We start from the raw sequence: 19,434 nt of genomic DNA on the forward strand, positions 1-19,434 counted from the left end.
ATTCCTCCGTATTTTAGCTTTATTATACCGACAAAACAATGATTTTGAAAATGCAAAAGTAACCTTTACAAAAGCGAGAGTATTAGCACCTAATGATGAGGAACTAAAAAAAGGCGAATTTGAATTGTATTATAATTTGGGGTACGCAGGTTTGAGCGAAGAGGAAAAACTGGTTGCAGAGATTAATGCTTCAAGAGCTGATAAAAAGAAATTTGATGCATTAATGACTAAAAGAAAAGAAATGTTTATGAACATTATACCTGATTTTGAAAAAGCCTTTGCACTTGATCCATCACACGCCAGTACCAAAAGTATTTTAAAAATGGCTTATGAAGTAACTGGGCAAGCTGAAAAAGCAAAAGCAATGCAATAACAAGGTGAGCTCTTAAAATTAAAAACGACCAATATTATTGGTCGTTTTTTTTGCTTTTATCACTACTCATCATCAAGAGAACAGCACCTACTAATCCAATAATGACTAATGCAAATACCCCAATCATTATAAATGTTCCGTTGTCATGAGAGTAGAGTGGTATAGCTAATTTGTTCATGATTTCTTTTGTTTAATACTTTCAAAAATAGCATTAAATTAGTGTTAGAAATATGACAAATGTCATGCTATAAAAATCTAGAATTTTCAGTCAATACGCAACAACTTTCCTTTTTTCCATACCATTTGTACCTGTTTTTTGCTACATAATCATACAACAGATCACGAATTCCTGAGGGTAAAATTCTAAATAAGGTGGCAACAGTAAAAATACCTTGGAGATTTTTTGCAATTTCAAGTGCTGCCGATGATTTATAATAATAGGCAACACCCGGCTCATATAATACGATACTATCAATATAGTCCGATTGGATACCAATATGTTTTAATACACTTTGGCCCAACTCGGATTGTAGGGATACAAATCGAAAAACATCCGATTTGTCATATTTGATGATGTATTTAACAGCAGCATCACATAGATTGCACACGCCATCAAATAGAATGATTTTTTTTCCTTTTGGTAATTCCAGTAGCTCCATAATTTGATGAAATGATTAAACAGGCTGCACATATTGCAATTGATCCAAGCTAACTTTTGAGGTAAAAACGCCATAATTAACTGTGGCTTTATTTTTTTCGATGGCATCAATAGTGCCAATCGCTTTTCCATCGATCATTCGTACGCGATCACCAACTTTTAAAATTACTTTTGGTTTGTTTTCTTCTTCAATTTTAGCTTTTATTTTTTTCTCTTTTTTGACGCTTCGAATGGCTTCCACTTTTACTTGTATTTCTTCTACTACCTTTTTTTGAATTACTTCTTTCGCTTTCTTCTCTTTTGCGGATATTTTTTTACGTTTCGAATTTTCGATTTCAATCATTTTTAAAAATTCACCAATTAACGTTTTCTTATCTTTATTATTGAAATAATTTTCGGAAATGTCATCAATCTTTTGGCCGATATAAATTAAACGCTGATTAGCATCATATAGTTCTTGATAGCGCTCGAGTTTATCTTGAATTTTAGCATTAATGGTTTCCATTTTTTTGCTTTCTTCCCGTGCTTTGGATTCTTCTTCTTTTAAATTCAATGACGTTTTTTCGAGCTTGGAGCGTTCTTTCTGTAAATTGGCAATGGTCTTATCAAAACGAACTTTTCCGCCTTCTATTTTCTTTTTTGCTCTATTGATCAATCCAAACGGAATCCCGTTTTTCTGGGCTACTTCAAAAGTAAAAGAACTTCCAGCTTGCCCTAATAGTAATTTATACATGGGCTCTAATGATTTTTCATCAAAGAGCATATTGGCATTTGAAGCAAACGGCAATTCGTTGGCCAAAATCTTCAAGTTGCTATAATGCGTCGTTATGATTCCGAAAGCTTCACGATCGTAAAATTCTTCAAGGAAAGTTTCTGCTAGTGCACCTCCCAATTCGGGATCTGAGCCGGTTCCAAACTCATCGATTAGAAACAACGTTTTTGAATTGCATTTCTTTAAAAAATAATTCATGTTTTTCAATCGGTAACTGTAGGTGCTTAAATGGTTTTCTATCGATTGATTGTCTCCAATATCGGTGAGTATTCGGTCAAATAAAAACGTTTCACTGCGTTCGTGTACCGGAATTAGCATACCACTTTGAAGCATTAATTGAAGCAACCCCACTGTTTTTAAAGAAATGGTTTTACCGCCTGCATTGGGTCCTGAGATCACTATAATTCTACTTTCGTGATGTAATTCAATAGTTTGTGGATAGGTAATTTCTTTCTTTTCTTTGTTATTCAAATAGAGAATTGGGTGATAGGCTTCTCTAAAAAACATTCTTTTTTTATCGGTAATTGTGGGGAGCAGACCATTAATCGAACGCGCATATTTTGCTTTTGCAGCAATAACATCCACATCACTTAATAAGTCTTGATAGGCCGCAAGGGTATCTAAAAAAGGGCGAATATCATTGGTCAAACGTTTCAATATCCGCATGATTTCTTCCCGCTCTTCAAATTCCAAATTATTCAATTCGCGAGAATAACGCTGCGCCGATTCGGGTTCGATATAAGCAATACTGCCCGTTTTTGAAGTACCTAAAATAGACCCTTTTACTTTTCTTCGGTACATTGCCAATACGGCTAAAACGCGTCGGTTTTCAACTACGGTTTCTTTGATGTCATCTAAATAGCCTAACGAATGGTATTGGTTCAAAGCCATTCCAAAACTTTGATTGATTTTTCCCCGTACAACATTAATGTTACGTCGGATATCGATTAAATCGGGAGAAGCATTATCTTTAATGATTCCGAATTTATCGACTACTTCATCGATTCGTTGGGTAATCAATTTTACACAATCAATTGTTGCAGTTCTTTGATAGAGTTTAGGGTAATAACTCTCAAATTTTTTCAAAAAAAGAATCAAGGTAATTGCAGTTTCTGTTAGATTTGAAATTTTCTTAAAACTGCTTACTTCTAAAAAACTATCGTCAATGGCTAAAAACTGTAATTCAAATAGAATGTTTTCAAAACCATGATTGGGTAAGGCATTATTATTTGAAAAAGAGGATAGATATTCTGACGTTTGCTCCAAATTAATAAGCAATTCATTTTTGTCTTTGATGGGAGCAATGGCCAACGCTTTAGAGTGGCCAATATCGGTATTACAACGACTGGCTATCGTTTCTAATATCGTATTGAATTCTAAATCCTGTAGCGTTTTTTGGGTAATCGAAATCATTTTTCTTTTTCTATACGGTCAAAGTTACAAAGTAAAAAAGCCATATTGCAATAGAAATTTATATTTTTGATAAAATTTATAAAATGTTGATCAATAATCAATCTTGGCACCAACAATTAGCTAGTGAATTTCAGAAGCCTTATTTTAAAGAATTGTGGGTACAGGTTGAGCAGGAATATGCAACAACGATTTGTTTTCCACCCAAGGAAATGCTGTTTAATGCCTTTGAGCAGTTTGATTTTGACGCCACGCGAGTTGTAATTATTGGACAAGATCCTTATCATGGAACGGGTGAAGCAAATGGCTTGTGTTTTTCTGTTAACGATGGCGTGGCAATTCCACCTTCATTAAAAAACATTTTTCAAGAAATTCAGTCTGAGTACAATCAAATTTTGTTTCCTATTTCGGGCAATTTAGAACGTTGGGCCACCCAAGGTGTTTTGTTGTTGAATTCAGGATTGACTGTACGAAAAGATAGCGCTAACAGCCACAAACATTTGAAATGGAATCTTTTTACTGATGCTGTAATTGCCCTATTAAATGAAGAATGTGAGCATTTGGTGTTTTTACTTTGGGGAAGTTTTGCCCAAAAGAAAGGAACAATAATCGATCGTAACAAACACTTGGTTTTGGAATCAGGACATCCGTCTCCTTTAAGTGCCAACAGAGGTTTGTGGTTTGGTAACCAACATTTTAAAAAAACAAATGACTATTTAAAATCCCATAATAAGCAAGAAATCGATTGGAAGCATTAAAAGGTTAACGCTCCTAGTATTTCTTCTCGCATAAATTCTCCACCGGGATAAGTTGCGGTATAATCTAAATTGAGCCAAATTTGACCTCTTTCATCAATATGGTAATGAATTTGCTCGTATTCGCTTTCCTTGATAAATAAAACTTCTTTTATAAAATAGAGTGCTGTTTCTAAATCAGAGCTGTTTCCAATTAATAACTCGGGATACAAATGACCACCCGTATGAATAATTCTTGGTGTACCTCCAATTGCTTTGATACAAGCGGCCATAAGAATGGCATGATCGTCGCAATCACCCGAAAAATGTTGTACACTTTCGGATGCATATGCAATATATTCTCTGCCTTTTGGATCGTTTACATAATTCCATCGGCTGTTGATTTCTTTAAAAACTGCAAAGCATTGTATCATAATTCGATTCTTACCTTTTTGCTGCTGCGTTCCAAAATGCTTTGTTGTAGCATTTACGGCAAAGTTGCGCACGTTTGCATTTGTAAAATCGACCGCTTTACTGATTTTTGATTTGTTTGGAAATGGCAACAATTTTGAAATAATTATATCTTGAGGGTTGGGATTATCTTGCATGGCATAAATCATATATCGATAATCTTCAAAAACCCTAGTGAAACCATAATTACCAAAAATGGTTCCAATAAATAAAGCAATAAAATAAAAGATAATTACTAAAACAATAATAGTTTTTACTAATCGTAAAACCAATTGAATAAGAACTATGATTAGTAAAAACAAGATGATTCGATCCAAATGCCCGGGCCAATTAATAGTTACCAAATTTTGATGCGCTATCAGAAATACTGGTATGGCGATTAATACATTTAAGATGAAAATGATGCTATTTGTCCACGACTCTGGTAAAGAAAATTTTTCTTTAAGTGTATGAAGATCAAATGTTTTTTTAGACATCATTGTTTGGAAATACGGACTATTTAGAAAGATATGCTTCCAAAGGTAAAATTCTAGACACAAGTTGCATTTCATAAAGTGCCTTCAGCAGCTTATCAAGTGCTTCTTTTGTCATTTGTTTTTGGGACCAACGGGTTACACTTAGCCATTCTTGTACGGCAGCATGTTCTAAATTATATTTCACGGCAAGAGTTCTATCAATACTAGGAATCTCTTTAAACTCTCGTGTGGTTGTATTAATGGTTTCAAGAATTTGTTGAACGATATTTGGATCCGATTCCAAAAGTTCGTTTCGAACCGCAATAACAAAACACGGCCAAGGTGTAGGACATTCGGCGATGCGTCGGAATATTTTTTGATCCACTAAGGGTTGGGTCATAAAACGTTCCCACATGAAATAATCGGCAATGCCATTTGTAAGACTATCAACGGCACCCTCTATTGTGTTGACAATTTCAAATTGCAAGTCTTCGGTATTCCACTGTTGATTCGTGGCATTGACTAAACTCATCAAATGCGAACCCGAGCCCATTCTGGATATGGCCACTTTTTTATTTTCTAAATCTGACAGGTTTTGATACGGTGCCTTCATGGCGACATGAATTCCCCATATTAAAGGACTCTGTACGTAAATTTGTACAATCTTAGCCGAATTTCCTTCGGTAATATCTTTAATGATTCCTTCGGTGAGTAGCACGGCTATATCGGTTTCTCCGGTGCGCAACATTTGGCACATTTTCCCGGTACCTTCTGGAACATCGGTCCATTGTATATCAATTCCTACGGCATTAAATTCGCCGTCTTCAATACACAAATGCCATGGCAAGTTGAAATGTTCTGGCACTCCAGCAATTTTAATGGTCTTCATGAATAAACTTAAACATTAATATCTTTAAAGTTGTGTAATCTTGCATATCGAATCATGTCTGTAAACGATTCGGCATCTAGTTTTGGTATTTCAAGTATCGAATTCAAAAGCGTTGTGTCGTATTCATTCGCAGCCGAAGTCAAATAGGGCTTTAAATGTTTACCGATACTCTCATAATATAATTTTTCGATGGTATTTTTATAATCAAAATCGAGTGCATTGGGTAAAATACTAAAATTTGTATAGCCCACTTCTTTCATGATGAGTTGTAATCCCTTTACCAAATTAAAGCTTTCATTATGCACAATATTCAATTGTGTAATATCGGTACGTTGAAACGTTTTTACAATAACTTTTGAAACATAGTCTACAGGAATGATGTTTAACCCGGTATTTTCATTTATGGTAAAACGGACATTTTCTTGAAATGCTTTTCGTTGGGCAGTGAAATGAAAAAATTTAGCCATCAAATAAAACACCATATATTTTGGAATAAAATAGCGGTTTTCTAGACCCAACATTTTTCCTCCAATGACACTAGGGCGTAATATTTGATAGGGGAGTTGCAATTGCGAACATTGTTGAATGACGAATGCCTCGGAATGAAATTTTGCATTTTCATACGCATTGCGATGGTCCAATTGGAATTCTAAATTATGAAAATCATTCGCTATTAGTCCGGATCGAGCTCCCGATGAAAAAGCCGTACTGATGTAGATGAATTTTTTTATAAAAGGAGAAAACGCTTTAAATATGGCCTTAGTAATGGATGCATTTTCATGAAATATTTTTTCTTTTTGATCCTCGTCTGTCGATAAATTAACATAGCCAGCCGAATGAATAAAGTATGCCCCTTTCAATTGTTCAAGTGCCGTATTTTCAAGTTGCGCTAAATCGGCATCAATGATTGTGATATATTTGAGCAAGGTAGTTGTGCCTTTATCCAATAAAAATTTTGGCGTATAATGACTCGAAAGCAATTCGGTTATTCGGTCTTTTGCTGCTACTTTTCCTTTATTACGGGTTATTAAAAATAAGGTTCCTTGGATGTTATTATTGATAAAGTGCTCTAAAACATCATACATGATGTGTGAGCCTAAAACACCAGTTGCACCTGTAAGGATTATTTTCATTTGTAGTTTACTTGCGCACAAAAGTACGGCTATTTAATGAGATTATTTTCAAATTGCCACCATTTCCAAGCCACATTGTCGTCGTTGTAATAGGTTTCCATTTCTTGAAAACCAGCTTTTCCTAAAATATGATTGGAAACTCCATTTTCAGCATGCGTATAGGCGTTCATTGTTTTTATTTTTAGGGTGTTGAAACCATGGTCTAACCAAAACGTTGTAGCTTCAGTTGCATAGCCTTTATTCCAAAAGGGTTCATTTAATCGGTAGCCATAATCGTAAAAATTTGTCTGCCCATTTTCAACATGATCGTTGATGTATTTGATGCCCGTCCAGCCAATAAATTCCCCCGTTTCTTTTAAAATAGTAGCATACCGACCAATTCCATTTTCGTTGTACTGTTTCAGTAAATAGTCAATAATTTGGAGCGATTCGTCAATATTAATGGAAGGCTTTTGCCAAAGGTATTTGTGCACAATTGGATTAGCATCCATTGCAAACAAGTCCTGAGCATCTGACACATCAAAAGGGCGATAAAGAAGTCGTGAAGATTCAAGTTTTATCATGCTCTAATTTTTAAATCTGAAATCTGAAATTAGTATTCTATAGCCATCAGGATCTAAAATCATTTTTCCATTTTCATTCCAATAGGGATTTTTAGCTTTAATAAATTCAATTTCATGAGATTGTAATTTATTAATAAGTAAGTCAAACTCCATTTTACTTTCTGGGTAAAAAACGAGAGTATCATCCTCTTTAAAATCAAAGCAAATAACTTCTTTTGTTTTTGTAAATTCTAAATGCCAATTTTCATTTGATTTTCCAATAAAAACGCCATCATAGCCATTGTGATTTTCAAAAGCACCAAGCAATTCAAAACCTAAAATAGCAATATAAAAGGATTTAATTTGTTCTAAATCATTGGTATGTCGTGCAAAACGAAATGTCATTTTTACTCTGCTAATTTATGTAACGTATATTCAATCAAAGCATCTACAGTTTTATATGGGTCTTCACTAAACATTCCTGTTGCCCGATTTGCAATGATGGCATTCAATGACAAACATTCGTGCCCCATTAATTTTCCTAAGCCATAAATGGCAGCGGTTTCCATTTCTAAGTTGGTCATCTGAATGCCCTTATAATTGAAACGATCCATTTTGGTATTCAAATCAGAATCCTGAATACCCAAACGAATGACACGCCCTTGGGGACCGTAAAACCCGCCTACAGTTCCTGTGAAACCTTTAAAAATGGCATCACTTTCAAATCGTTTTACCAATTTTGAACTCCCAGCTATCACATAAGGACGGCCTTTGCGAAGGTCCCATTGGGTTTGCGCTATAAAAGCATCTTCTATTTCGGTTTCGGAAATCGTATCGATCAAATAGGAGCGAAGCATGTTGTCTAATCCAAGACCATACTGGCTCATCACAATACTTTCACAAGGAATGTCCACTTGTAATGATCCCGATGTCCCTATGCGAATTATATTTAATGATGTTAATTCTTTTTTTATTTTTCTCGTCTCAAAATCAACATTGAATAAAGCATCTAACTCGTTCATTACAATGTCTATATTATCGGGACCAATACCCGTTGACATCACTGTAATTCGTTTGCCTTTGTAGGTTCCTGTTTGGGTTTTGAATTCACGCTTTTGGGTGCTGAATTCAATCGAATCAAAATGCTGGGTGATTTTTTCTACACGGTTCTGATCACCTACAAATAGGATATTCTGCGCAACTTGGCCCGGTTTTAGATTGATGTGATAGACACTTCCGTCTGGATTTACTATTAATTCTGATGCTGCTATCATTTTTTTTTAGTTTAAAGTTTAGCTTCGCTCTGTTCGGATTCGCCTCGTGTCAGGTTTTAGAGTCGCTACTTTGAATAGGAAACTTGAAAGAAATTTATCCGCCAACTCGTTTTGTTTTGAAACCCTTTTCTTGTAAGAGTTTCATAATCTTGTCACGATAATCACCTTGAATGATGATTTCGCTATCCTTGAACGAACCACCTACTGCCAATTTACTTTTGATTTCTTTAGCGAGTATTTTAAAATCTTCATCGTCACCTTCGTAACCTGATATGATGGTGGTGGGTTTTCCTTTTCGTTTTTCGTACTTGCAAATCATAGGTTCTTGCTGAACGTATAATTCATGAGGTGTTGCTGTAATTGGTTCCGATTCATTAGATACTTCGTGGTCAGGAAATAACTTTTTTAATTGTTCTTGTAAGTCCATGATACTTTTAAATTAAAAATTGAGAATTAAAAATCAAAAAATTTCTAACTCCCAATTCTTCATTTCTATCTTATTATTTATTTTTTAATCAATCCTAATTCTACCAATCGTTCGTTTAAATAATCGCCAGCAGTGATGTCTTCAAATAATCTCGGATTTTTTTCATCAATGCATTCTGGCAAACAATTTAAATTCATATCGCTAACTGGATGCATAAAAAATGGAATAGAATAACGAGAAGAGCCCCATAATTCTCTTGGTGGGTTCACCACTTGGTGAATGGTTGATTTTAATTTATTGTTGGTATGACGCGATAACATATCACCTACATTGATCATCAATTCATCGGGTTGCGCCATAGCATCAATCCATTCGCCATTATGATTTTGCACTTGCAAACCTTTTCCCTGCGCTCCCATTAATAAGGTAATCAAATTGATGTCGCCATGAGCTGCAGCTCTAACTGCACCATCTTTAGGTTCATCAGTAATAGGCGGATAATGTATGGGGCGTAAAATACTGTTCCCGTCTTTGATGTAAGGATCAAAATAAAATTCGTCTAAACCAATATACAAAGCCAATGCACGCAAGACATAAATACCTGTTTTTTCTAACATTTTATAGGCTTCTTTACCAGTAGTGTTAAAATTTGGTAATTCAGAAACTTCAATGTTTTTTGGATACTCAGCTGCATATTTTGAATTCTCACTAACATACTGACCAAAATGCCAAAACTCTTTTAAATCTCCAGCAGAGCGTCCTTTTGCATGTTCCTTTCCAAAGGAAACATAACCTCTTTGTCCTCCAATACCCGGAATTTCATACTTGACTTTATTTTCCAGGGGAAGATTGAAAAAATTACGCACTTCGGTATATAAATTTTCAACCAATTCATCATTTAAAAAATGACCTTTTAATGCTACGAAACCAATATCTTCGTAGGCTTTTCCGATTTCATTTACAAATTTTTGTTTACGTGTCGGATCGTCCGACAGGAAATCACGTAAGTCAACACTAGGAATTTGTTGCATACTTCAATTTATTTACAGTTGATTTAATGGCTTAACCATTAGACAAATGTAATTATTTTTTTAAAGAGTTGAAAGGAATAAGGTGACTATTACTTTGTGTTTTCAACTAAAAATTTAATAGTATATTTTCTTCCTGAAATAGTATTTGTTTTTTATCACAGATCTCTTTAAAAATGTTATTTTTTATTACTTTTGAAGAAAATTAATTGTTCCTAATATGAACTTTGAAAGAAAAGAATTATCCAATTCCCAATTAGTAGATTTATATAAAAAAATACTGAAACCACGCTTGGTTGAAGAGAAAATGTTGATCCTCATTCGCCAAGGAAAAGTTTCAAAATGGTTTTCGGGCATTGGTCAAGAGGCGATCTCGGTGGGAATAACAGCTGCTTTAGATACTGATGAATACATTTTGCCCATGCACCGAAATTTAGGTGTTTTTACTACGCGTGAAATTCCATTGCACCGTTTGTTTTCACAATGGCAAGGAAAACGCAATGGATTTACCAAAGGCAGAGATCGAAGTTTTCATTTTGGAACACAAGATTATAAAATTATTGGGATGATATCGCATTTGGGTCCGCAACTTGGTATTGCAGACGGAATTGCATTGGCCAATAAATTACGAAATAACGGGAAAGTTACAGCGGTATTTACAGGTGAAGGCGCAACATCTGAAGGTGATTTTCATGAAGCTTTAAACATTGCCGCCGTTTGGGAATTACCCGTTTTATTCGTTATTGAGAATAACGGTTACGGATTATCGACACCTACAAATGAGCAATACCGTTGTGAAAACTTAGCCGATAAAGGTATAGGGTACGGTATGGAGAGTCACATTTTAGACGGAAATAATATTTTAGAAGTATATCATTTAATTGCTACATTAAAAGCATCTATGATTGATAATCCGCGTCCTGTGTTGCTAGAGTTTAAAACCTTTAGAATGCGCGGACACGAGGAAGCGAGTGGTACGAAGTATGTTCCTCAAGAATTGATGGATCTTTGGGCTGCTAAAGACCCCGTCGAAAATTTTAAAAATTTTCTGATGTCGACTTCGATATTGACTGAAGAGGAAGAGGAGCGCATTCGGACTAAAATTAAACAAGAGATTGATACCGATTGGGCAAATGTGCAAGAAGAGCCTGAGATAGTTGCTACTTTAGATGAAGAATTAAATGATGTATACAAATCATTTGAATATAAAGAAGTTATGCCAAATTCAGAAACTGAAAATATCCGCCTTATCGATGCGATCTCCTCCAGTTTAAGACAATCCATGGAACGTCATGAGAATTTGGTTATTATGGGACAAGACATTGCCGAATATGGTGGTGCTTTTAAAATTACGGACGGGTTTGTGGCCCAATTTGGTAAAGATCGGGTTAGAAATACCCCTATTTGTGAAAGTGCAGTGGTTTCTGCAGCTAATGGATTGTCAATTAACGGCTACAAAGCGATTGTCGAAATGCAGTTTGCTGATTTTGTCTCCACCGGTTTTAATCCTATCGTAAATTTATTGGCCAAACAACACTATCGTTGGCAAGAAAAATCGGATGTTGTGGTAAGAATGCCCTGTGGCGGTGGCACGCAAGCCGGACCTTTTCATTCGCAAACGAACGAAGCTTGGTTTACCAAAACGCCTGGTTTAAAAGTGGTTTATCCCGCTTTTCCTTATGATGCTAAAGGTTTGTTGAATACTGCAATTAATGATCCGAATCCGGTATTGTTCTTCGAGCACAAGCAATTGTATAGAAGTATATATCAAGATGTGCCAAAAGATTATTATACTTTGCCATTCGGAAAAGCATCATTGATTAAAAAAGGAACGGATGTAACTATTATTTCATTTGGTGCTGGAGTTCACTGGGCTTTGGAAACTTTAGATAAAAACTCGGATATACAAGCAGATCTATTGGATTTGAGAACCTTGCAGCCTATAGATTGGGAGGCTATTTATTGTTCGGTTAAAAAAACCAATCGGGTAATTATTTTACAAGAAGACACCTTATTTGGTGGTGTTGCCAGCGATATTTCAGCCATGATAATGGAAAATTGTTTTGAGTATTTAGATGCTCCTGTTAAACGAGTAGCGAGTATTGAATCGGCGATACCTTTTATGAAATCTTTAGAGGATCAATACCTTCCAAAAAACAGATTTGAATACGAATTAAAAGCCTTGTTGGCTTATTAATTAATGCTTTACATAAAAAAAAGACACGTGAGAATTAACGTGTCTTTTTTTATGAGATAAAAATAAATTTTAAAATTATAGTATAATATTTTAAATTATAAATAAAAATTTATATATTTGCCTTCATAATCAGAAAGATAGAAGTATAAATAGACTTTTAAATCATTTTTATTATCCCCCTTCATATATTTTTTCTACCCCAAATTAGAATTTATTCTTTTTTGGGGTTTCTTTTAATAGTTACCATTCAGCAATTCACCACCAATAGGTGCTTTTGCTTCGATCCCTAATTTTTTCATCATTTCGTAGGTTGTACACACGGCAGCTGAAGTAACCGGAATTCCACATTCTGCTTGTATGATATCAATGGATTCCAAAGAAGGCATTTGTACACAAGCCGAAACGACCAATACATCTACGTCAGTCAAATCCAATTGTTTGTAAATTTCAATTAAATTCAAAGGGTTTTGAGCCGCTACTTCTAAGTTATCCGGTATTTCTAAAGCAATACTTTCTTTTACTTTAATCCCTTGATGCTCGATATAATCAACTACTTTGTCTGTTAACGGTCGCATGTACGGTGTTATAATCGAAATTTGTTTTGCTCCCAATACATTCAATCCATTAATCAAGGCACCCGCCGAAGTGACAATAGGAGTAGGGAAGTCATTAGCAACGGTTTCTTGGTGTAAATTTACTTCCGAAACACAATGATAACCGCGCCCCATGCTCATAATGGCAACCAAGCAGGCATATCCCATAACGTCTACATGCGCATCCGATAATTCTTGTGCACATTTTAAACTCATGGCGTCCATGGCTTCCAATTCTTCTTTGGTTACCTTTTTCATGCGCATTCTACTGCTGTGAAACGTAAAACGTTCTGGTAAAATGGTTTCGCGCGAGCGAAAAATAGCGGGTATTTCGGTTTCCATCGTAACATTAGAAGATGGAACTATTTGACCTATTCTGTATTTCATAATCGCTATAATTGAGTCAATAAATTATATTTCTTTTACCGTATTTACAATCGTTCCAATGCCTTCCACAGTAGCCTCTACTACGTCGCCATCATACAACCATTCTTGTGGATCACGACCTGCGCCAACGCCTGAAGGTGTGCCTGTAGCAATGATATCGCCAGGTTCTAAAGTAAATACGATGCTCAAATCTTCCACCAAATCATTAATATTGAACAACATAAATTTTGTATTCGAGTTTTGTTTTTCAACACCATTTACTTTTAACGATAGATTCAAATGATGTGGGTTTTCAATTTCGTCTTTTGTAACTAAATAAGGACCCATTGGCGCAAAAGTATCTTGTCCTTTAGATACAATCCATTGGCCTTCTCTACGGCAATCGCGCGCTGAAATATCATTAATTACGGTGTAACCAAACACATAATCCATTGCATCTTCTTTAGCTACATATTTTCCTTTTTTAGCAATCACAACGGCTAATTCACATTCCCAATCCAATTGCGACGTCAATTTTGTATTTTTTATAATTTCAGTATTCGTTGCCGTAACCGTTGTAGGTGGTTTTGAAAATATGATAGGCTTTGAAGGTAATTTACCTGTCGTATCCAATGTTCGAGCACTCTCTGCGACATGTTCGGTGTAGTTCAAACCAATGCCGACAATGTTTTTACGTGGTTTCTCGATGGGCGCTAAAATCGTAACTTCGTTCGTTTCATAAGCAATTTCTTCGAAGAAATTTTCTGGTGTTTCCGAAATTAATTCGCTTATTTCAGCAATAATTTCAAAGCCCATATCAATTAAATCCAACATATCATTGGGTAATGGGAAATTGGATATTTCACCAAAATCTTCCATATCAATGACTTGATTGTTATGAATGAAGCCTAAACGTGGCTCGGTGTCTTGTGTTTTGTAGGTAAGTAGTTTCATGTTTTATTAAGTTACAAAGTTGCTAAATTACAAAGTAGCAAAGTTTTTTATATTTATTAATTTTCAATATTAATTTCGCTGATTTGGCCTTCTTTATTTTTGACTTCAATTGTGTAAAGATTTTTGTTTTTTACATATTTTTTTAAATTTAGACATTCACACAACTTCATTTCATTAATTTTAAAAGAATCTATACTGAGTATCTCGTCACCAAATTTAATTTTTTCAGATAAATTTTTATCCCAAACTAAACCAACTATAAGCTTATTATCAAAAATTGTTAGTGCAAATTTAGGCTCCTTATTTGAAAGAATTATTGTTTCATTTGCTTCAAAATAAAAATTCTTTTTCTTGAAATCGAGAATTGCATTTCCATAATCCAAAAATTCTAGCCCAATTCTTGAATTACTATCATCAGTTGTATTGGAATACAAGTTTTCTATTGATTTATTATTTAAAAAAGTGTTTTCAAGAAAAACCAATCTTTGTAAACTAGGGTTTCCTGATCCAAATAGTCCAACACTACTTAGTCCTTCTGATTCTCCTTTTATTTCAAAAATATTTTGTTTCTCAAAAGCTGTAAATGCACGTTTTGACATATCATACAAACCATCCATTCCTGTGTCAAATAATACCATATCTGAAGCTTTTTCTTTGTTTTTTCCTGAAAAATTAAGTTCAATATAGGGTGCTTTTTGACTACCAAATAATTCAATTTTAATAGGTTTTACCTTTACATTTAATAATTCAATTTGATCTGTAATAATTAGGTTTCGATTTTTTTTATCTATCTTTAAAATGGAAGTCTTTAATAAATTACTTCCAATGAATCCGTCAATATTATAACAACTCAAAAGATTGTGATTTTTTAAATCAAAAACCAAAGCAACTTGACTTTCAAATGTTAAATTTCCAATTTCAATTTTCGGAATCACGACCGATTGCATAGTCTGATTTAAGTTATTTGCATCATTTACATTAATATTTTTCGTTGATACTGAATTTAATTCTTGCATAACTTCATTAGAAATTAAATTCGGCGCTCCAGTATCTAATAGAAATCTATAATTTTTACCGTTTATAGTTACGGGAATAATAATTTTATCATATACAGATTCATATTGAATTACTTCATAATATTTTTTTTGAAGAATAGTCCCTTTGTCAAAATCAACATTTTGAGCTACAAAAAATTGTGACACGAATACAATTAGAAGTGTTACTTTTTTAAAATTCATAATCAATTATATTTATTGATGACCATTATTGTCTTCCAAATCTCTTGATTGAAAAAGTCCTAAACTTTCAATTACGGGTAAATCGTTGAATTGAAATAAACAAGCATCTTCGGTTTCGGATGCGTTATGGTGTTCGTGCCAAGCCCAACTCGGAACACAGAAAATATCTCTTTCCTTCCAATCAAATTGTTGTCCGTTGATGATGGAAAAACCTTTTCCTTTGGCACATTGATAGACTATTGAACCGGTATGTTTGTGTGCTTTTCCTTTAAAACCTGCTGGTAATAATTGCATTGCGGCACCCATGGTTTGCATTACATGGCCACCCGTTAACGGATTAGAATATTGCATAAAAATCCCATCAAACGGATTGACATCATTTACTTTTTGCGCTTCTAATAAAGCAGGATATACGTTTTTCCACGAATATTTGAATAAAGGAGAATAGGGCTTGTCCCACGTTTTGTCAGCAGGAATCAATCCGGCAAAGCCATACGTTATTGGTGAATAATTCAGCGGTTTTACTAAAGGCTGCTTGCCGTCATACACCGCATAATCATTCGCTTCCAAAGCATTTACCAACGGAATATCCAAGCCGTCTTGCCAAATACAAGTTTTACCGCCTTCTTCTACACCGTGTTCGTGCCAAGTGGAATTGGGTGTAATAACAAAATCATTCACTTCCAACATGATTTTATTGCCATCCACAACGGTGTAGCCTTTTTCACCTTCCATGATAAATCGCAATGCCGATGCTTTATGACGGTGTGCTGAAGTGCTTTCGCCCGGACGTGTAACTTGAATTCCGGTATACAACCAACCCACGGCTGCCGAAACATCTTTTCGCTTGTCGTTTACCAAATAAACCACACGTCTTCCGGCTTGTTCTGGCGTTACTAATTCGGATGATTTTAAAACTAAATCGCGTAAATCATCATATTTCCAAAGCATTGGAACAGATGACGAACGCGGTTCCCAAGGTTCGATGTCATTGGCAACGGTCCATAAAGCACCTGCGCCAAGGGTTTCTAGCTCTTTGTAATAGGCAACAAATTCGGGTGAATCTTGTACTCTTGCACGACCGATTTGGTCATCTGAAAAGTTATTTTCTTCCATAGTTTTTATTTTAAATTGGTGACTTCGAGTACCTCAGTCATCAATTATTTATTTTTTATTAAAGTCTTCGTGATTATCAATAAAGGTAATATTTCGAGTGGGAGCGGTGTTTACTCGTAAATCAAAAATATCAAATCGGTTGTAATGTCCTAATATATCGTGCATTTGTTTCGGTTGGATGCACTTTTCTAAGTCAATTTCAGCATATACAATGCCTTCATCATCAATTAGCGGTGTACCAATTACGGCACCATTCGGACCAATAAAGCCTGAGAATGCTGAGCTTTTTCTGTCTAATAATTCATCTACATTTGGCACATCGGCACGTAATGCATCTTTAATTTCTTGTGAAACCGTCGAACACGAAACTATGGTAAATAATTTGCCTTCAAACGAATGCGCAGCGGCACGAATTTTTATTGCTTCCGCCATGTCGTAATCGGGTGGTGCTACCGGAAGCGAAATGTAATTGGCAATATGAATCAATTCGCCTTGAGAAAGTAGTGTAAAACGTGCCAAAGTATTGGTGTTTTCGCCACAAGCTAGGGTTCCGATAGGACCAATTTCTGTGTCATATACTTTTAGAGAAGAACCGTCACCAGAAGTCCACGTGAGTTTTTCGGCCCATGTAGGCACTAACTTTCTGTGTTTTCCGATGATGATACCTTTATTATCGATGATTAAATTGGTATTGTAAATTTCGCCATAACTTTTGCCTCGTTCGTTGATTCCCATCACGATATGCATATTGTTATCTTTAGCTGCCAAGCATAATTTTTGAATTTCAGGTCCAGAAATATCCACCGAATTTTTATATAATTCTTCGTACCATTTGCTTCCTTGAACAGGCGTCATGATCCAATTCCAATAGGGATAGCCTGAAATAAATACTTCGGGAAAAGCAATAAGTTTTACTTGGTTTGAGGCCGCTTCTTTAATAAAAGAAATCGCTTTATCAACTGTCTTTTCTACGTTTAGAAATACAGGTGAGGTTTGAACAGTAGCGGCTTTGAATTTTTTGAATTCCATAGTTTCTAATTACGAATTTAAAATTACCAATTATGAATTAAATGCTATTGCATCGTAATTCATAATTGGTAATTCATAATTTTATTCTTTATGTCTTCTGTGAAAGGTTCGGCTTTAATGCCGTTTCTTTCTGCGTTGAAAGCAACATTTACCAGTGTAACTTCGCCTTCTAATACGGTAGCGTCCGTTTCATTTACAAACTGAAAACCACAAAGAATAGAGGAGTTTTTTAATTCTTTTACCCAAAGTTTTTTGGTCAAGATTTCGCCCAAACGTGCGGCATTTTTGAATTGAATTTTCAAATCAACTGTTGGAATACCATTGGTTTCGTGCATTTTTGAAAACGGTCTGTCTAATGCTTCTTCAAACCAATCTTCCACCAAACCGTTGAGCATTTCTAAAAATCTCGGATAAAAAACTATTCCGGCATAATCTATATGTTGAAAACGAACTTTTTCTTGTTTTGTAAATGGACTCATTATATATATCTTGATACTTAATACTAAAATCTTTATACTTATTTTAACTTAAAACGTTGAATTTTACCCGTCTCAGTTTTGGGTAAATTTTCCACAAAATTAATAACTCTTGGATATTTGTAGGGAGCCGCTACTTCCTTGAACCATTGTTGAATATGGTTTCTCATTGCATCAGTAGCTTTAGTAGTTTCATGTAACACAATGTGCGCACAAACCAACATGCCACGCTCTTCATCGGGTAGGCCAACAACCGCACATTCCAATATATCTTCGTGGGTTAAAAGTACGGATTCTACTTCAATTGCTGCAATATTATACCCTGAAGAAATTATCATATCATCGCCACGAGCTACAAAATGAAAATAACCATCTTCATCTTGACGGAAAATATCGCCGGTAATGTTCCAACCGTTTTCAACGTATTCGCGTTGTTTTTCTTCACGATTTAAGTACTTACACCCCGTAATTCCTCGAACCGCCAATCTTCCCGACTCGTTATGTGGTAATTCGTTGCCTTGTTGGTCAATAATTTTAGCTTCGTAACCCGTAATGGCTTTTCCTGTTGCGCCGGGTTTCATGTTTTCTTCGTTAGACGAAATAAATATGTGTAACATTTCGGTAGCGCCAATACCATCAATGATTTTTAAACCGGTAGCATCGTACCAATCTTGCCAAACCTTCAACGGCAAGGTTTCACCAGCAGAAACACATTTGTGCAAACTCGAAATATTGTATTCTTGAATCTTTGTAGTAATCACGCGCCACGCAGTTGGTGCTGTAAAACAGATTGTAATTTTATGATCTTGAATGGCTTTTAAGACGACATCAGGGCTCGGTTTCTCGATTAAAAATGTAGAAGCTCCAAAATACATGGGAAACAACACCAATCCACCAAGACCAAAGGTAAATCCGATGGGCGGACTTCCAGTAAAAATATCCGCCGAAGTGGGTTGGAGGGAGTAGTTGGGAAACGCTTCGCAAATATTTAAAATGTCTTTGTGATAATGCGCCGTCATTTTTGGTAAACCTGTGGTACCTGAAGTAAACCCAATTAATGCTACATCATTTGATTTTGAAGGATAATTTACGAATGTTTTTGGTTTGGATGCCATTAACGTTTCTAAATGGGAATTTCTATAATAACATATGTGTTTTAGAAAATCAGAAGATACTAAATGCATTTCTTCAGCTAAATCGCTATCGCAAAACGCATGAGAAATTTCGGCGCAATCAATAATTGTATTCAATTCTTTGGAACGCAATAAGGGCATGGTAGCTACGACTATTCCGCCTGCT

General features: G+C 35.2%; 21 protein-coding genes. 3 read left to right on the forward strand and 18 right to left on the reverse strand.

Going from position 1 to position 19,434, the window contains the following annotated elements; genetic code table 11:
• Positions 1-373 (forward strand): hypothetical protein (locus ACIQ6Z_RS05260; RefSeq protein ID WP_396209885.1); only part of this gene is annotated, 373 nt, incomplete at its 5' end.
• Between the two features lie 34 nt (positions 374-407).
• Here the strand turns inward: ACIQ6Z_RS05260 and ACIQ6Z_RS05265 are convergent.
• The 3 genes from ACIQ6Z_RS05265 to ACIQ6Z_RS05275 form a co-directional block, all read right to left on the reverse strand.
• Complete coding sequence (locus tag ACIQ6Z_RS05265; protein ID WP_396209886.1) at positions 408-551, reverse strand: hypothetical protein; 144 nt, start codon at positions 549-551, stop codon at positions 408-410.
• A 67-nt stretch (positions 552-618) separates the two neighbouring features.
• A complete protein-coding gene (locus ACIQ6Z_RS05270) occupies positions 619-1,032 on the reverse strand; it encodes a thiol-disulfide oxidoreductase DCC family protein (RefSeq protein WP_396209887.1) in 414 nt (137 codons plus the stop codon).
• A gap of 15 nt (positions 1,033-1,047) precedes the next feature.
• The gene (locus ACIQ6Z_RS05275; protein ID WP_396209888.1) at positions 1,048-3,216 is read right to left on the reverse strand and encodes a DNA mismatch repair protein MutS; all 2,169 of its coding nucleotides are present in this window, start codon (positions 3,214-3,216) and stop codon (positions 1,048-1,050) included.
• An 83-nt stretch (positions 3,217-3,299) separates the two neighbouring features.
• Between ACIQ6Z_RS05275 and ung the strand changes: the two genes are divergently transcribed.
• Complete coding sequence (gene ung / locus ACIQ6Z_RS05280) at positions 3,300-3,971, forward strand: uracil-DNA glycosylase (protein ID WP_396209889.1); 672 nt, start codon at positions 3,300-3,302, stop codon at positions 3,969-3,971.
• On the opposite strand, the gene ACIQ6Z_RS05285 is transcribed toward ung, so the two are convergent.
• The 8 genes from ACIQ6Z_RS05285 to ACIQ6Z_RS05320 all read right to left on the reverse strand — a co-directional run bounded on the left by ACIQ6Z_RS05285 (position 3,968) and on the right by ACIQ6Z_RS05320 (position 10,169).
• Positions 3,968-4,897 carry a transglutaminase gene (locus tag ACIQ6Z_RS05285; protein WP_396209890.1) on the reverse strand — a complete coding sequence of 310 codons (930 nt, stop codon included), beginning with the start codon at positions 4,895-4,897 and terminating at the stop codon, positions 3,968-3,970. The two genes, ung and ACIQ6Z_RS05285, sit on opposite strands and share 4 nt — an antisense overlap.
• Positions 4,898-4,913: 16 nt before the next feature.
• Positions 4,914-5,762, reverse strand: coding sequence for a substrate-binding domain-containing protein (locus tag ACIQ6Z_RS05290; protein WP_396209891.1), 849 nt, complete (start codon positions 5,760-5,762; stop codon positions 4,914-4,916).
• 8 nt (positions 5,763-5,770) lie between these two features.
• Positions 5,771-6,895, reverse strand: a complete 1,125-nt coding sequence (locus ACIQ6Z_RS05295) for an SDR family oxidoreductase (RefSeq protein WP_396209892.1) — start codon at positions 6,893-6,895, stop codon at positions 5,771-5,773.
• 29 nt (positions 6,896-6,924) lie between these two features.
• Entirely contained in the window at positions 6,925-7,458 is a 534-nt protein-coding gene (locus ACIQ6Z_RS05300; protein ID WP_396209893.1) for a GNAT family N-acetyltransferase, read from the reverse strand.
• A 3-nt stretch (positions 7,459-7,461) separates the two neighbouring features.
• Positions 7,462-7,842: a VOC family protein gene (locus tag ACIQ6Z_RS05305; RefSeq protein WP_396209894.1), complete on the reverse strand. Its 381-nt coding sequence runs from the start codon at positions 7,840-7,842 to the stop codon at positions 7,462-7,464.
• Positions 7,843-7,844: 2 nt separating this feature from the next.
• On the reverse strand, positions 7,845-8,711 hold the full coding sequence (locus ACIQ6Z_RS05310; protein ID WP_396209895.1) for a nucleoside phosphorylase: 867 nt from the start codon (positions 8,709-8,711) through the stop codon (positions 7,845-7,847).
• A 94-nt stretch (positions 8,712-8,805) separates the two neighbouring features.
• Positions 8,806-9,138: a translation initiation factor gene (locus ACIQ6Z_RS05315; protein WP_396209896.1), complete on the reverse strand. Its 333-nt coding sequence runs from the start codon at positions 9,136-9,138 to the stop codon at positions 8,806-8,808.
• 77 nt (positions 9,139-9,215) lie between these two features.
• Positions 9,216-10,169: an isopenicillin N synthase family dioxygenase gene (locus ACIQ6Z_RS05320; protein ID WP_396209897.1), complete on the reverse strand. Its 954-nt coding sequence runs from the start codon at positions 10,167-10,169 to the stop codon at positions 9,216-9,218.
• A 217-nt stretch (positions 10,170-10,386) separates the two neighbouring features.
• Here ACIQ6Z_RS05320 and ACIQ6Z_RS05325 point away from each other — a divergent pair, with 217 nt between their 5' ends.
• Positions 10,387-12,363 carry a thiamine pyrophosphate-dependent enzyme gene (locus ACIQ6Z_RS05325; protein WP_396209898.1) on the forward strand — a complete coding sequence of 659 codons (1,977 nt, stop codon included), beginning with the start codon at positions 10,387-10,389 and terminating at the stop codon, positions 12,361-12,363.
• A gap of 233 nt (positions 12,364-12,596) precedes the next feature.
• Here ACIQ6Z_RS05325 and ACIQ6Z_RS05330 read toward each other — a convergent pair whose 3' ends face one another.
• From ACIQ6Z_RS05330 to ACIQ6Z_RS05360, 7 genes are all read right to left on the reverse strand, one after another.
• A complete protein-coding gene (locus ACIQ6Z_RS05330) occupies positions 12,597-13,343 on the reverse strand; it encodes an Asp/Glu racemase (RefSeq protein ID WP_396209899.1) in 747 nt (248 codons plus the stop codon).
• A gap of 24 nt (positions 13,344-13,367) precedes the next feature.
• Positions 13,368-14,276 (reverse strand): fumarylacetoacetate hydrolase family protein, encoded by a 909-nt coding sequence (locus ACIQ6Z_RS05335; RefSeq protein WP_396209900.1) that lies wholly within the window; start codon positions 14,274-14,276, stop codon positions 13,368-13,370.
• Between the two features lie 56 nt (positions 14,277-14,332).
• Positions 14,333-15,514 (reverse strand): retropepsin-like aspartic protease, encoded by a 1,182-nt coding sequence (locus ACIQ6Z_RS05340; protein ID WP_396209901.1) that lies wholly within the window; start codon positions 15,512-15,514, stop codon positions 14,333-14,335.
• A 12-nt stretch (positions 15,515-15,526) separates the two neighbouring features.
• Positions 15,527-16,630: a cupin domain-containing protein gene (locus tag ACIQ6Z_RS05345; RefSeq protein WP_396209902.1), complete on the reverse strand. Its 1,104-nt coding sequence runs from the start codon at positions 16,628-16,630 to the stop codon at positions 15,527-15,529.
• A gap of 48 nt (positions 16,631-16,678) precedes the next feature.
• Positions 16,679-17,659: a carbon-nitrogen hydrolase family protein gene (locus ACIQ6Z_RS05350; RefSeq protein ID WP_396209903.1), complete on the reverse strand. Its 981-nt coding sequence runs from the start codon at positions 17,657-17,659 to the stop codon at positions 16,679-16,681.
• Positions 17,660-17,718: 59 nt separating this feature from the next.
• Positions 17,719-18,138, reverse strand: a complete 420-nt coding sequence (locus ACIQ6Z_RS05355) for an acyl-CoA thioesterase (RefSeq protein WP_396209904.1) — start codon at positions 18,136-18,138, stop codon at positions 17,719-17,721.
• A gap of 38 nt (positions 18,139-18,176) precedes the next feature.
• Positions 18,177-19,434: AMP-binding protein (locus tag ACIQ6Z_RS05360; RefSeq protein WP_396209905.1), on the reverse strand; the 1,258-nt coding region annotated here is incomplete at its 5' end.

Origin of the sequence: Flavobacterium sp. (assembly GCF_044376915.1) — a bacterium.
GTDB lineage: Bacteria > Bacteroidota > Bacteroidia > Flavobacteriales > Flavobacteriaceae > Flavobacterium.

Coding starts and splice junctions, on each gene's coding strand:
- ACIQ6Z_RS05265 (WP_396209886.1), bottom strand. CDS start 551: ATGAACAAATTAGCTATACCACTCTACTCTCATGACAACGGAACATTT.
- ACIQ6Z_RS05270 (WP_396209887.1), bottom strand. CDS start 1,032: ATGGAGCTACTGGAATTACCAAAAGGAAAAAAAATCATTCTATTTGAT.
- ACIQ6Z_RS05275 (WP_396209888.1), bottom strand. CDS start 3,216: ATGATTTCGATTACCCAAAAAACGCTACAGGATTTAGAATTCAATACG.
- ung (WP_396209889.1), top strand. CDS start 3,300: ATGTTGATCAATAATCAATCTTGGCACCAACAATTAGCTAGTGAATTT.
- ACIQ6Z_RS05285 (WP_396209890.1), bottom strand. CDS start 4,897: ATGATGTCTAAAAAAACATTTGATCTTCATACACTTAAAGAAAAATTT.
- ACIQ6Z_RS05290 (WP_396209891.1), bottom strand. CDS start 5,762: ATGAAGACCATTAAAATTGCTGGAGTGCCAGAACATTTCAACTTGCCA.
- ACIQ6Z_RS05295 (WP_396209892.1), bottom strand. CDS start 6,895: ATGAAAATAATCCTTACAGGTGCAACTGGTGTTTTAGGCTCACACATC.
- ACIQ6Z_RS05300 (WP_396209893.1), bottom strand. CDS start 7,458: ATGATAAAACTTGAATCTTCACGACTTCTTTATCGCCCTTTTGATGTG.
- ACIQ6Z_RS05305 (WP_396209894.1), bottom strand. CDS start 7,842: ATGACATTTCGTTTTGCACGACATACCAATGATTTAGAACAAATTAAA.
- ACIQ6Z_RS05310 (WP_396209895.1), bottom strand. CDS start 8,711: ATGATAGCAGCATCAGAATTAATAGTAAATCCAGACGGAAGTGTCTAT.
- ACIQ6Z_RS05315 (WP_396209896.1), bottom strand. CDS start 9,138: ATGGACTTACAAGAACAATTAAAAAAGTTATTTCCTGACCACGAAGTA.
- ACIQ6Z_RS05320 (WP_396209897.1), bottom strand. CDS start 10,169: ATGCAACAAATTCCTAGTGTTGACTTACGTGATTTCCTGTCGGACGAT.
- ACIQ6Z_RS05325 (WP_396209898.1), top strand. CDS start 10,387: ATGAACTTTGAAAGAAAAGAATTATCCAATTCCCAATTAGTAGATTTA.
- ACIQ6Z_RS05330 (WP_396209899.1), bottom strand. CDS start 13,343: ATGAAATACAGAATAGGTCAAATAGTTCCATCTTCTAATGTTACGATG.
- ACIQ6Z_RS05335 (WP_396209900.1), bottom strand. CDS start 14,276: ATGAAACTACTTACCTACAAAACACAAGACACCGAGCCACGTTTAGGC.
- ACIQ6Z_RS05340 (WP_396209901.1), bottom strand. CDS start 15,514: ATGAATTTTAAAAAAGTAACACTTCTAATTGTATTCGTGTCACAATTT.
- ACIQ6Z_RS05345 (WP_396209902.1), bottom strand. CDS start 16,630: ATGGAAGAAAATAACTTTTCAGATGACCAAATCGGTCGTGCAAGAGTA.
- ACIQ6Z_RS05350 (WP_396209903.1), bottom strand. CDS start 17,659: ATGGAATTCAAAAAATTCAAAGCCGCTACTGTTCAAACCTCACCTGTA.
- ACIQ6Z_RS05355 (WP_396209904.1), bottom strand. CDS start 18,138: ATGAGTCCATTTACAAAACAAGAAAAAGTTCGTTTTCAACATATAGAT.